This is a genomic window from Escherichia sp. MOD1-EC6475, from assembly GCF_003046645.1.
GTDB lineage: Bacteria > Pseudomonadota > Gammaproteobacteria > Enterobacterales > Enterobacteriaceae > Escherichia > Escherichia ruysiae.
The window spans coordinates 24,980-38,424 of record NZ_PZKQ01000023.1 but is presented as its reverse complement, the minus strand read 5'-3'; the positions used below and the strand labels follow the sequence as shown (position 1 = coordinate 38,424).

The window sequence follows — 13,445 nt, the reverse complement described above, 5'->3', positions numbered from 1 at the left end:
AATTACGATCAATTTGATCTACATCTCTTTAACCAACAATATGTAAGATCTCAACTATCGCATCCGTGGATTAATTCAATTATAACTTCTCTCTAACGCTGTGTATCGTAACGGTAACACTGTAGAGGGGAGCACATTGATGAGCACGTCAGACGATATCCATAACACGACAGCCACCGGCAAATGCCCGTTCCATCAGGGCGGTCATGACCAGAGCGCAGGTGGGGGCACAACCACTCGCGACTGGTGGCCAAATCAACTCCGTGTTGACCTGTTAAACCAACATTCTAATCGTTCTAACCCACTGGGTGAGGACTTTGACTACCGCAAAGAATTCAGCAAATTAGATTACTACGGCCTGAAAAAAGATCTGAAAGCCCTGCTGACAGAATCTCAGCCGTGGTGGCCTGCCGACTGGGGCAGCTATGCGGGCTTATTTATTCGTATGGCCTGGCACGGCGCGGGGACTTACCGTTCCATCGACGGACGCGGCGGCGCAGGTCGTGGTCAGCAACGTTTTGCACCGCTGAACTCCTGGCCGGATAACGTTAGCCTCGATAAAGCGCGTCGCCTGTTGTGGCCAATCAAACAGAAATATGGTCAGAAAATCTCCTGGGCAGACCTGTTTATCCTCGCGGGTAACGTGGCGCTGGAAAATTCCGGCTTCCGTACCTTCGGTTTTGGTGCCGGTCGTGAAGACGTCTGGGAACCGGATCTCGACGTTAACTGGGGTGATGAAAAAGCCTGGCTGACCCACCGTCATCCGGAAGCACTGGCGAAAGCACCGCTGGGCGCAACCGAGATGGGGCTGATTTACGTTAACCCGGAAGGCCCGGATCACAGCGGCGAACCGCTTTCGGCGGCGGCGGCTATCCGCGCGACCTTTGGCAACATGGGGATGAACGACGAAGAAACCGTGGCGCTGATCGCGGGTGGACACACGCTGGGTAAAACCCACGGTGCAGGTCCGACATCTAACGTTGGCCCTGACCCGGAAGCTGCACCGATTGAAGAACAAGGTTTAGGTTGGGCGAGCACTTACGGCAGCGGCGTTGGCGCAGATGCCATTACCTCTGGTCTGGAAGTAGTCTGGACCCAGACGCCGACCCAGTGGAGCAACTATTTCTTCGAGAACCTGTTCAAGTATGAGTGGGTACAGACCCGCAGCCCGGCTGGCGCAATCCAGTTCGAAGCGGTAGACGCACCGGAAATTATCCCGGATCCGTTTGATCCGTCGAAGAAACGTAAACCGACGATGCTGGTGACCGACCTGACGCTGCGTTTTGATCCTGAGTTCGAGAAGATCTCTCGTCGTTTCCTCAACGATCCGCAGGCGTTCAACGAAGCCTTTGCCCGTGCCTGGTTCAAACTGACGCACAGGGATATGGGGCCGAAATCTCGCTACATCGGACCGGAAGTGCCGAAAGAAGATCTGATCTGGCAAGATCCGCTGCCGCAGCCGATCTACAACCCGACCGAGCAGGACATTATCGATCTGAAATTCGCGATTGCGGATTCTGGTCTGTCTGTCAGCGAGCTGGTATCGGTGGCCTGGGCGTCTGCTTCTACCTTCCGTGGTGGCGACAAACGTGGTGGTGCCAATGGTGCACGTCTGGCATTAATGCCGCAGCGCGACTGGGATGTGAACGCAGCAGCCGTTCGTGCTCTGCCAGTTCTGGAGAAAATTCAGAAAGAGTCTGGCAAAGCTTCGCTGGCGGATATCATCGTGCTGGCTGGTGTGGTTGGCGTAGAGAAAGCCGCAAGCGCCGCAGGGTTGAGCATTCATGTACCATTTGCGCCGGGTCGCGTCGATGCGCGTCAGGATCAGACCGACATTGAGATGTTCGAGCTGCTGGAGCCGATTGCTGACGGCTTCCGTAACTATCGCGCTCGCCTGGATGTTTCCACCACCGAGTCACTGCTGATTGATAAAGCACAGCAACTGACACTGACCGCGCCGGAAATGACCGCGCTGGTGGGCGGGATGCGCGTACTGGGTGCCAACTTCGACGGCAGCAAAAACGGCGTCTTTACTGACCGCGTGGGCGTATTGAGCAATGACTTCTTTGTGAACTTGCTGGATATGCGTTACGAGTGGAAAGCGACCGACGAATCGAAAGAACTTTTCGAAGGCCGTGACCGTGAAACCGGCGAAGTGAAATACACTGCCAGCCGTGCGGATCTGGTATTTGGTTCTAACTCTGTCCTGCGCGCGGTGGCAGAAGTTTACGCCAGCAGCGATGCCCACGAGAAGTTTGTTAAAGACTTCGTGGCGGCATGGGTGAAAGTCATGAACCTCGACCGTTTCGACCTGCTGTAATCTGACCTCCTTCAGCGACTGCCTTTCAGGCAGTCGCTGAAGTTTCTTTACCGGCGTATAGTGTCGCTAACAAAACTACTACACGCTGGATCTCTCATGCCTACTACGGGAAAGAGCAACCCACTGGCAATCAGTGGCCTGGTTGTGCTCACACTTATCTGGAGTTATAGCTGGATTTTTATGAAGCAAGTTACCAGCTACATCGGTGCCTTCGACTTTACCGCCTTACGCTGCATTTTCGGCGCTCTCGTTCTGTTCATCGTCCTTTTATTACGTGGTCGTGGGATGCGCCCGACGCCGTTTAAATACACTTTAGCCATTGCCCTGTTACAAACCTGCGGGATGGTAGGGCTGGCGCAATGGGCACTGGTCAGCGGCGGTGCGGGAAAAGTGGCTATCCTGAGTTATACCATGCCGTTCTGGGTGGTGATTCTCGCGGCGTTGTTTCTCGGTGAACGACTGCGACGCGGGCAATATTTCGCGATTCTGATTGCTGCCGTTGGTTTATTGCTGGTGTTGCAGCCGTGGCAACTCGATTTCTCCTCGATGAAAAGCGCCATCCTGGCAATCCTCTCCGGCGTCAGTTGGGGGGCGAGCGCGATTGTTGCTAAACGCCTTTATGCCCGCCATCCGCGCGTGGATTTATTGTCATTAACATCCTGGCAGATGCTTTATGCGGCGCTGGTGATGAGTGTGGTCGCTTTACTGGTGCCGCAACGTGAAATTGACTGGCAACCCACCGTGTTCTGGGCGCTGGTATACAGTGCGATTCTGGCGACGGCGCTGGCCTGGAGCTTATGGTTGTTCGTGCTGAAAAACTTACCCGCCAGTATCGCCAGCTTAAGCACACTGGCGGTTCCCGTTTGCGGGGTACTCTTTTCCTGGTGGCTGCTCGGTGAGAATCCCGGCGCGGTTGAAGGTAGCGGTATTGTGCTGATTGTGCTGGCACTGGCGCTGGTGAGCCGTAAGAAAAAAGAAGCCGTCAGCGTAAATAGGGTCTGAATTTTTTCTTCACGTGGGGCGATCGCTTATTGAACAAAATAACGATAGTGCCCCACCATCCGCCAGCTAAACAGCACGTCTTCTTCCTGCGCACCTGCGCCGATGTTATGAATCACCAGCGGCGTACCGTCGCGGGCAAAACCATCTGAAACCACACCGATATGTGCCAGCCCGTTATCTAATCGCCAGGAGACAATATCGCCCGCTTGATAGTCACTGGCGTTTTTGCTGGTGGGGCGTGTTTTATCATGGCGGGTAAACCAGGTTTCCAGGTTCGGCACCCGACGGTGATCGATGTTGCTGTCAGGGCGTTTTAACTGCCACTTTTGTGGATAATCGGCAAAATTCTTCGCCATATCTTCGTGCACCAGCTTCTGCAAATCGACCTTCTGGCTGCGCAGGGCGCGGATCACTACATCGGAGCATACGCCGCGCTCCTGCGGGACATCGCCGCCAGGATAGGTAAGCTGCACATATGCCGGATCGTAAAACAGCGTACTGCCAATTTGCTGTCGGGCGCCATCCGCGATGGCAAGGTTGGTGTTGGCCTGAATTTGTACCACGGTTGGTGGAACAGCGGGAGATTTTAAGGAGTGGCTGGTAAAGGCTGTCAGAAGGCTGACCAGCGCCAGTGAAGCTTTCATCTGTTTCGTCCGTGAAAATAAGAGTCACAGATTCGACCTTCCGGGCTGACGATTGTTCTGTGGAGAAAGTGTCCAGAAGCGGATAAAAAACTCCCGAACAACGTGGGAGTTTCAGATTACTGGCACAGAGTGCCGGATGCGGCGTGAACGCCTTACCCGGCCTACAAAAGCACGCAAATTCAATATATTGCAGAGATTACGTAGGCCTGATAAGCGTAGCGCATCAGGCAATTTTGCGTTCAAACTCCCGGACAAGCCGGGAGTTTGGCATAGGTTATTCCCACTCTTGCAGGAAACGCTGACCGTACTGGTCGGCTACCAGCAGTGCGGCGTAAACCTGATCTGGCGTTGCGCCGCCTGGCATGTTGTGAATAGTTTCACCTTCCGCACAAGATGCTTCCGCTACAATCCGCATTTTCGCCGGAATATCTTCTTTAATATCTAGTTGCGCCAGGGTAATTGGCAGACCAACGGCATGACACAGCGCCGCGACGGTTTCGATTTCCTCAACCGGCGCGTTTTCCAGCACCAGCTGTGTCAGCGTACCAAACGCCACTTTTTCGCCGTGATAATAGTGATGCGCGTCCGGGATAGCGGTCAGGCCGTTATGCACAGCGTGTGCCGCAGCCAGACCACCGCTTTCAAAGCCCACGCCGCTCAAATAGGTGTTCGCTTCAATCACGCGCTCCAGCGCCGGAGTTACCACATGCTGTTCGGCGGCAAGCATCGCTTTTTCGCCTTCTTCCAGCAGGGTGTTGTAGCACAGTTCAGCCAGCGCCAGCGCCGCCTGGGTGCACTTGCCGCCCGCCATGGTGGTCGCGCCACTGCGAGAGCAGGCACGTGCTTCAAACCAGGTTGCCAGCGCATCACCGATACCCGCCGCTAACAGGCGTGCAGGTGCGCCAGCAACGATTTTGGTGTCGACAATGACGCGTTCCGGGTTGTTCGGCAGCAGCAGATAGCGGTCAAACTCACCATCATCAGTGTAGATAACAGACAGTGCGCTACACGGTGCGTCGGTAGAGGCTATGGTCGGCGCGATTGCTACCGGAACACCCATAAAGTGCGCCAGTGCTTTGGCGGTATCGAGGGTTTTGCCGCCGCCGATACCGAGAATTGCGCCACACTGAGCGGTTTCCGCAATGCCGCGCAGACGGTCGATCTCATTTTGCGAACATTCACCGCCAAACGGCGCAATTTCTACTACCAGTCCAGCATCTTTAAAGCTTTTCTCGACAGTGGATTGAGCAAAACCTAAAACAAATTTGTCACCCACCACTAACCAGCGTTCCGCCAGCGGCTTCAGGTATTCGCCCAGACGATTAATGACATCTGCGCCCTGGATGTATTTACCCGGTGATTGAATAATGCGGTCCATAATTGCTCCTTTAGAGATGAGTAGTGCCAAATGCGGCATTCCAGTCGTGTTCGAACTTCTCTATAGCTGACTCTACCGCAGGCGTGTTGAGCATTTGTTGCGCTACATCTAAGGGCAGGGTGATGGATTCACATCCTGCCAGCAAACAATCCAGCGCCTGACGCGGTGTTTTAAAGCTGGCAGCCAGCACCATGCTTTCTGGCGCGTGCATTTCCAGCAATGCTTGCAACTCCTGAACCGTGCGAATACCGTCACCGCCCTGGGCGTCTACGCGGTTAACATACGGAGCAACGTATTTGGCGCCTGCCAGCGCGGCTAATAACCCTTGTGCGGCGCTATATACAGCGGTGCCAAGCGTAGTAATACCTTCTTTTTTCAGTATTTTAATTGCTGCCAGACCTTCGGCGGTCACCGGGATTTTCACCACAATGCCCGGAATGGCGTCGCGCAGACGCTTCGCTTCTTCCACCATACCCTGCGCGTCACGGCTCATGGTCTGAGCAAACAGAATGCCCTCATCACCAATCGCTTTTTGCAGACGCGGCAGCACTTCCCAGATGGACTCCTTGCTGGCAGCGATAATGCTCGGGTTAGTTGTCACCCCGGCAATCGGGAATATGCGTGCCAGACGTTCAACTTCTGCGACGTTAGCGGTGTCCAGATACAGTTCCATGATGTTTCCTTTTAAAGTTCCAGTTCATGTTGCAGCAGGCTGGCGATAGCGTCGGCAGAGGCGGCGTTAACCAGCGCGTTACGGAATTCTTCGTGCATGATGCGGCGAGCGAGGCGCGAGAAAATGCGCATATGCTGATCTCCCGCAGCGTGTTTGTTCAGGGTTAACATAATGATGAATTGCGCTTCATCATCACCCCAGCGTACCGGTGCTGCCAGACGCGCCACGCTGATGGTGGACTGCTCAATATGTTCCGATTTGCTGTGCGGAATAGCGAAACTAAAGCCCAGACCGGTAGAGAAAACGGCCTCGCGCGCCCACAAGTCGGCTTCCAGTTTACGCGGATAGCGGCAGCGGCCTGCCAGCAGCAGGTTATCGGTCATGCCTTTCAGCACTTCTTCTTTGCTGCGCCAGTCGCTTTCCAGCGTGATGCACTCGGCGGTGACCAGTGGTGCGTCCTGTTGTGTCATGCGGAATTGTGCCAGCAGGTGTTCCACTTCCAGCGAAGTACGGCAGGCCATCGCCTGGTTGAGTAACTGGCGGCATTCGCGGCTATCAAGTTGCGCCATGCGCGCTTTTGCTGCCGGAATTGACGGCGCGCTCATGCTGAGTTCATCCAGCCCTAAACCGACCAGCAGCGGCAGCACGGAACCTTTCGCCCCCAGTTCACCGCACAGACCAATCCATTTGCCCTGGCGATGCACCGCCTGCACGGCGTAATCGAGCGCCCGCAAGAATGCCGGATTCAGGCTGTTGTAGTGACGGGTGACTTTGGCGTTATCGCGATCGACTGCCAGCAGATATTGCGTCAGGTCATTACTACCGATACTAAAGAAATCAATCTCTTCGCAGCACTGATCGATGATGAACATCACCGACGGTACTTCCAGCATGATACCGAGCTGGATCTTCTCATCAAACGGGATGTGTTCGTTACGCAGTTGCTGTTTAGCTTCTGCCAGTTTTTCTTTCACCCATAAGATCTCTTCCATTGAGGAGATCATCGGGATCATGATTTTCAGGCTGCCGTGAGCAGAGGCGCGCAGGATCGACCGTAGCTGCGTGGTAAACAGCGAGGCGTACTCTTCATAAATACGCACGGCGCGATAACCGAGGAACGGGTTAGCTTCTGCGGGAATATTCAGATAATCAACGGGTTTGTCGCCGCCAATGTCCATGGTACGCACAATAATGCTGCGCCCGTTGGCGGACTCCAGCGCCTGACAAAAAATGTTGTACAGCTCGCTTTCGCCCGGTGCGCTGGTGCGGTCCATATAGAGCATTTCAGTGCGGAACAGGCCAACACCTTCCGCGCCATTGCCAAATGCGGCCTGCGCTTCCACGGAGTGGGCGATGTTAGCGGCAATTTCAATGCGGATACCGTCAGCGGTGCGGGCTTGCTGGGTCAGCCAGACACGTTGCTGCTCACGCAGGGCGTCCTGTACGCGGGCTTCTTGTTGATAATAACGCGCTACCGCGTCTGTCGGTTCGACCACAATCGCCCCGGCGTTGCCGTCGATATAAATCGTTTGATGCTGCCACGGAGTAAGCGTGTCGATGTCCACGCCAACCAGCGTCGGAATGTTGAACGAACGGGCAAGAATTACCGTATGTGACGTGGTGCCGCCGCTTTTGAGTAACAAACCTTTGAGGTGATTTTTATCCAGTTCGAGGAACTGGCTGGGGGTCAGTTCATCTGCCATACAAATGGCGGGCTGCGTCAGCTTGCCCGGTGCCGGGAAGCGTTGTTCACCGTAAATTTGCTGGAGTAACTGGAAGCAGACGTCGCGCACATCCAGGGCTCGCTCTTGCAGGTAGCTGCTGCTGGAACGGGCGAACTCTTCGCAAAAGTGATTCGCACTGGCAACAATCGCTTCGGCGCAGCTTAATCCCTCGCTGACTCCCGCCAGTAGGTGTTGACGCAGCGAAGTGTCACCTGCCAGTGAGCGGTGTGCCTCCAGAATCGCGCTGGTGGCGCCGTCGCTATCAAGCAGACGAAACTCAATGTTTTTCATCACCAGCGTCAGGCCGTTTTCCAGCGCGGATTGCTCGGCGTCAACGTCTTTGGCTGCGGGAAGATTACCCAGCGCGTTAAGATCTAAAGAAGAGATTGGCGTCAGAATGCCGCCTGCGCTACCGCTGCATACGGTGCGGGCGCGGATAATTCGCGGATTCAGGTTGGTCAGTGAAACCGGCAGCGGCTCCAGTTCGTCAGATTTAACTTCCGCCAGTGGCGCGTCACAGTGGGGAAATTCATCGCGCAGCCATTGGCTTAAACGCTGGTGCGCTTCCTGTTCGTCTGCTCCGGAAATCAGTAACTGGCAGTTATCGCCCACCAGCGTATCGGTGCCAATTAGCGCCAGGGCGCTTTTGGCGTTGCCTTTGCGATCGGTGCGCAGGTTATGCCACTCAATTTGTGATGAAAAAGTATTACACAGCGTTTCAACGTGGCTTGCCGGACGTGCATGTACGCCGTTAGGTAGCTCACAAATAAATTCTACAATCAGGGCCATTGCCTTTCTCCCGGTACGGTTTTCTGTTTACAGGATAAGAGCGCATGGCAACGGCCTGCCATGTGACAAATCTGCCAAAAGCTGGACAAATGTAATGTAACCGCTAATTTGCGACGCGTCTCACAAGACGCGCCACTCCGGCATGATTCCGAGTTAACGCAAGTTATGAGGCGGATCGCATTTTTGTACAGACATTACAAAAATCCAGTAAATGGCCTTTTTATCCACTGTTTGCCCTGCCTGCGATTGCCTATTGTTTCTGCCATCAAAAATATGGACATGGGCTTTACTAAGCCCGGGAGCGACTTATGAATGAGTTGGTGCAGATCCTGAAAAATACCCGTCAGCACTTAATGACGGGCGTTTCACACATGATTCCCTTCGTGGTATCGGGCGGTATTTTGCTGGCGGTTTCCGTCATGTTGTATGGCAAAGGCGCAGTGCCGGATGCCGTAGCCGATCCGAATCTGAAAAAACTGTTTGATATCGGCGTCGCGGGTTTGACGCTGATGGTGCCTTTCCTCGCGGCGTACATCGGTTACTCCATTGCTGAACGCTCTGCGCTGGCTCCGTGTGCTATCGGTGCCTGGGTCGGCAACAGTTTTGGCGCGGGCTTCTTTGGTGCGCTGATCGCCGGGATTATCGGCGGCATCGTGGTGCATTACCTGAAGAAAATTCCGGTGCATAAAGTTCTGCGTTCCGTCATGCCAATCTTCATCATCCCGATCGTCGGCACACTGATTACCGCTGGCGTCATGATGTGGGGGCTGGGCGAGCCAGTGGGTGCATTGACCAATAGTCTGACCCAGTGGCTTCAGGGGATGCAGCAGGGCAGCATTGTTATGCTGGCGGTGATCATGGGACTGATGCTGGCGTTCGATATGGGCGGTCCGGTTAACAAAGTGGCCTATGCGTTCATGCTGATTTGCGTTGCTCAGGGGGTTTATACCGTGGTGGCCATTGCCGCTGTGGGTATTTGTATCCCGCCGCTGGGTATGGGGCTGGCGACGCTGATTGGTCGTAAAAATTTCTCTGCTGAAGAGCGCGAAACCGGCAAAGCGGCGCTGGTGATGGGGTGCGTTGGCGTCACCGAAGGGGCGATTCCTTTCGCCGCTGCCGATCCGCTGCGTGTCATTCCTTCCATCATGGTCGGTTCTGTTTGTGGTGCGGTAACTGCGGCGCTGGTCGGTGCGCAGTGCTATGCAGGCTGGGGTGGTCTGATTGTGCTGCCGGTGGTTGAAGGTAAGTTGGGTTATATCGCGGCAGTGGCTGTCGGGGCGGTTGTGACGGCAGTCTGCGTGAACGTACTGAAAAGTCTGGCGCGTAAAAATGGGTCTTCGACTGATGAGAAGGAAGACGACCTGGATCTGGATTTTGAAATTAATTAATTGAGGAACGAGCCATGACGAAAATTATTGCAGTAACCGCATGTCCTTCAGGTGTTGCCCATACCTATATGGCTGCAGAGGCGCTGGAAAGTGCCGCGAAAGCGAAAGGCTGGGAAGTGAAAGTAGAAACCCAGGGCTCGATCGGTCTGGAAAATGAACTGACTGCTGAAGACGTGGCGAGCGCCGATATGGTGATTCTGACCAAAGATATCGGCATCAAGTTTGAAGAGCGTTTTGCTGGCAAGACCATCGTGCGCGTCAACATCAGCGATGCAGTAAAACGCGCTGATGCCATCATGAGCAAAATTGAAGCTCACCTGGCGCAAACCGCTTAAGTTCTTATCCCGCCCGCAAGGGCGGGTTCGCTTTCCTACAGGAGTTCCTCATGACGAATCGTATCTCTCGCCTTAAAACTGCACTGTTTGCCAATACCCGTGAAATCTCGCTGGAGCGTGCGCTGCTTTATACCGCCAGCCATAAGCAAACCGAAGGCGAACCGGTGATTATTCGTCGGGCAAAAGCCACAGCGTATATCCTGGAACACGTTGAAATTTCGATTCGTGATGAAGAACTGATTGCCGGTAACCGCACCGTAAAACCTCGCGCCGGGATTATGTCGCCGGAAATGGACCCTTACTGGCTGCTGAAAGAGCTGGATCAATTCCCGACGCGACCGCAGGATCGCTTCGCCATCAGCGAAGAAGATAAACGTATCTACCGCGAAGAGTTGTTCCCGTACTGGGAAAAACGTTCGATGAAAGATTTCATCAACGGGCAGATGACGGATGAAGTAAAAGTCGCAACCAGCACGCAGATTTTCAGCATCAACCAGACGGATAAAGGCCAGGGGCACATCATTATTGATTACCCGCGCCTGCTGAATCACGGGCTGGGTGAACTGGTGGCGCAGATGCAGCAACATTGCCAGCAACAGCCGGATAATCACTTTTATCAGGCCGCGCTGTTACTGCTGGAAGCTTCACAAAAACACATTTTGCGTTATGCCGAACTGGCGGAAACGATGGCGGCAAACTGCACCGATGCTCAGCGTCGTGAAGCACTGCTGACTATTGCAGAGATCTCCCGTCATAACGCGCAACATAAGCCGCAGACGTTCTGGCAGGCGTGCCAGTTGTTCTGGTACATGAACATCATTCTGCAATACGAATCCAACGCCAGTTCGCTGTCGTTAGGGCGCTTTGACCAGTATATGTTGCCGTTCTATCAGGCATCATTAACCCAGGGCGAAGATCCGGCGTTCCTGAAAGAATTGCTCGAATCTTTATGGGTGAAGTGCAACGACATCGTGCTGTTACGCTCCACCAGCAGCGCGCGCTATTTCGCAGGTTTCCCGACCGGCTATACCGCACTGCTCGGCGGTTTAACCGAGAACGGACGTAGCGCGGTGAACGTGCTTTCGTTCCTCTGCCTCGATGCTTATCAAAGCGTACAATTACCGCAACCGAACCTTGGTGTGCGCACTAACGCCTTGATCGACACGCCGTTCCTGATGAAAACCGCAGAAACCATTCGCCTCGGCACCGGTATTCCGCAAATCTTTAACGATGAAGTGGTGGTGCCAGCGTTCCTCAACCGTGGCGTTTCGCTGGAAGATGCGCGCGACTATTCCGTCGTGGGCTGCGTAGAGTTGTCTATTCCTGGCAGAACCTACGGCTTGCATGACATCGCAATGTTTAACCTGCTGAAAGTGATGGAAATCTGCCTGCATGAAAATGAAGGTAATGCCGCACTGAGCTATGAAGGTTTGCTGGAACAGATCCGCGCCAAGATCAGCCACTACATCACTCTGATGGTTGAAGGCAGCAATATTTGCGATATCGGTCACCGTGACTGGGCGCCAGTGCCGCTGCTTTCGTCGTTTATCAGCGATTGTCTGGAAAAAGGCCGCGATATTACCGATGGCGGCGCGCGTTATAACTTCTCCGGCGTACAGGGGATAGGTATCGCTAACCTGAGCGATTCTCTCCATGCGTTGAAAGGGATGATTTTTGATCAACAGCGTTTAAGCTTTGACGAATTGCTGTCGGTATTAAAAGCCAACTTCGCAACGCCAGAAGGCGAAAAAGTCCGCGCTCGCTTAATTAACCGCTTCGAGAAATACGGTAACGATATTGACGAGGTGGATAACATCAGCGCCGAACTGCTGCGCCATTACTGCAAAGAAGTGGAAAAATACCAGAACCCGCGCGGTGGCTACTTCACGCCGGGGTCGTATACCGTTTCTGCTCATGTCCCGTTGGGATCGGTGGTTGGCGCGACGCCAGACGGTCGTTTTGCCGGAGAGCAACTGGCAGACGGTGGCTTGTCGCCAATGCTGGGCCAGGACGCACAAGGGCCAACGGCGGTACTGAAGTCAGTCAGTAAGCTCGATAACACGCTGCTTTCTAACGGTACATTGCTGAACGTGAAATTCACTCCAGCGACCCTGGAAGGTGAAGCGGGATTACGCAAACTGGCCGACTTCTTACGGGCATTTACCCAGCTTAAGTTGCAGCATATTCAGTTTAACGTGGTGAATGCCGACACGTTGCGGGAAGCGCAACAACGCCCACAGGACTATGCCGGGCTGGTGGTGCGCGTTGCCGGATACAGCGCCTTCTTTGTCGAACTGTCGAAGGAGATCCAGGATGACATCATCCGCCGGACAGCGCATCAGCTGTAACGTTGTGGAAACGCGCCGCGATGACGTGGCGCGCATTTTCAACATTCAGCGTTATTCGCTGAATGACGGTGAAGGCATTCGCACGGTGGTCTTTTTTAAAGGCTGCCCGCATCTTTGCCCGTGGTGTGCTAATCCGGAGTCGATCTCCGGCAAAATCCAGACGGTACGCAGAGAGGCGAAATGTCTGCACTGCGCGAAATGTTTACGTGATGCGGATGAATGTCCGTCCGGGGCATTTGAACGGATTGGTCGCGATATCAGCCTCGATGCGCTGGAGCGGGAAGTGATGAAAGATGACATTTTCTTTCGCACGTCTGGCGGTGGTGTCACGCTTTCTGGCGGCGAAGTGTTAATGCAGGCGGAATTTGCGACCCGTTTTTTACAGCGACTGCGGCTGTGGGGCGTCTCATGCGCTATCGAAACTGCCGGAGATGCGCCAGCCAGCAAGCTGCTACCGTTGGCGAAATTGTGCGATGAAGTGTTGTTCGATTTAAAAATTATGGACGCGACTCAGGCGCGGGATGTGGTGAAGATGAATCTGCCACGTGTGCTGGAGAACCTGCGTTTGCTGGTAAGCGAAGGTGTCAACGTGATCCCGCGTTTACCGCTGATCCCAGGTTTCACGCTCAGCCGGGAGAATATGCAGCAGGCGCTGGACGTGCTGATCCCGCTGAATATCAGGCAAATCCACCTGTTGCCGTTTCATCAGTACGGTGAACCGAAATACCGCCTGCTGGGGAAAACATGGTCGATGAAAGAGGTTTCTGCGCCCTCGTCAGCCGATGTGGCAACGATGCGCGAAATGGCAGAACGAGCCGGATTTGAGGTTACCGTGGGGGGGTAA

At 54.3% G+C, this 13,445-nt stretch carries 10 protein-coding genes; 6 read left to right on the top strand and 4 right to left on the bottom strand.

The annotated features are described in order from the left end of the window. The first annotated feature begins 139 nt into the window (after positions 1-139). Complete coding sequence (katG, locus tag A7589_RS07680) at positions 140-2,320, top strand: catalase/peroxidase HPI (RefSeq protein ID WP_001296626.1); 2,181 nt, start codon at positions 140-142, stop codon at positions 2,318-2,320. Between the two features lie 96 nt (positions 2,321-2,416). Then, a complete protein-coding gene (gene yijE / locus A7589_RS07675; protein ID WP_001143321.1) occupies positions 2,417-3,322 on the top strand; it encodes a cystine transporter YijE in 906 nt (301 codons plus the stop codon). 26 nt (positions 3,323-3,348) lie between these two features. Here yijE and A7589_RS07670 read toward each other — a convergent pair whose 3' ends face one another. The 4 genes from A7589_RS07670 to ptsP form a co-directional block, all read right to left on the bottom strand. Continuing rightward, the gene (locus tag A7589_RS07670; RefSeq protein ID WP_000647903.1) at positions 3,349-3,966 is read right to left on the bottom strand and encodes a DUF1287 domain-containing protein; all 618 of its coding nucleotides are present in this window, start codon (positions 3,964-3,966) and stop codon (positions 3,349-3,351) included. A gap of 274 nt (positions 3,967-4,240) precedes the next feature. Further along, the gene (gldA, locus tag A7589_RS07665) at positions 4,241-5,344 is read right to left on the bottom strand and encodes a bifunctional L-1,2-propanediol dehydrogenase/glycerol dehydrogenase (protein ID WP_000373988.1); all 1,104 of its coding nucleotides are present in this window, start codon (positions 5,342-5,344) and stop codon (positions 4,241-4,243) included. Positions 5,345-5,354: 10 nt separating this feature from the next. After that, positions 5,355-6,017, bottom strand: coding sequence for a fructose-6-phosphate aldolase (gene fsa / locus A7589_RS07660; protein ID WP_000424833.1), 663 nt, complete (start codon positions 6,015-6,017; stop codon positions 5,355-5,357). 11 nt (positions 6,018-6,028) lie between these two features. Beyond that, the gene (gene ptsP / locus A7589_RS07655; protein WP_001185143.1) at positions 6,029-8,530 is read right to left on the bottom strand and encodes a phosphoenolpyruvate--protein phosphotransferase; all 2,502 of its coding nucleotides are present in this window, start codon (positions 8,528-8,530) and stop codon (positions 6,029-6,031) included. A gap of 308 nt (positions 8,531-8,838) precedes the next feature. Between ptsP and A7589_RS07650 the strand changes: the two genes are divergently transcribed. Genes A7589_RS07650 through A7589_RS07635 form a run of 4 tightly spaced genes read left to right on the top strand, consistent with a single transcriptional unit; the run spans position 8,839 to position 13,445 of the window. Then, a complete protein-coding gene (locus tag A7589_RS07650) occupies positions 8,839-9,918 on the top strand; it encodes a PTS fructose transporter subunit EIIC (protein WP_001004463.1) in 1,080 nt (359 codons plus the stop codon). Between the two features lie 14 nt (positions 9,919-9,932). Further along, positions 9,933-10,253: a PTS fructose-like transporter subunit IIB gene (locus tag A7589_RS07645; protein WP_000161265.1), complete on the top strand. Its 321-nt coding sequence runs from the start codon at positions 9,933-9,935 to the stop codon at positions 10,251-10,253. Positions 10,254-10,303: 50 nt separating this feature from the next. Continuing rightward, on the top strand, positions 10,304-12,601 hold the full coding sequence (locus tag A7589_RS07640) for a formate C-acetyltransferase (RefSeq protein WP_000184791.1): 2,298 nt from the start codon (positions 10,304-10,306) through the stop codon (positions 12,599-12,601). Further along, positions 12,567-13,445 (top strand): [formate-C-acetyltransferase]-activating enzyme, encoded by an 879-nt coding sequence (locus A7589_RS07635; protein WP_000204106.1) that lies wholly within the window; start codon positions 12,567-12,569, stop codon positions 13,443-13,445. Before A7589_RS07640 ends, A7589_RS07635 begins: the two co-directional genes overlap by 35 nt.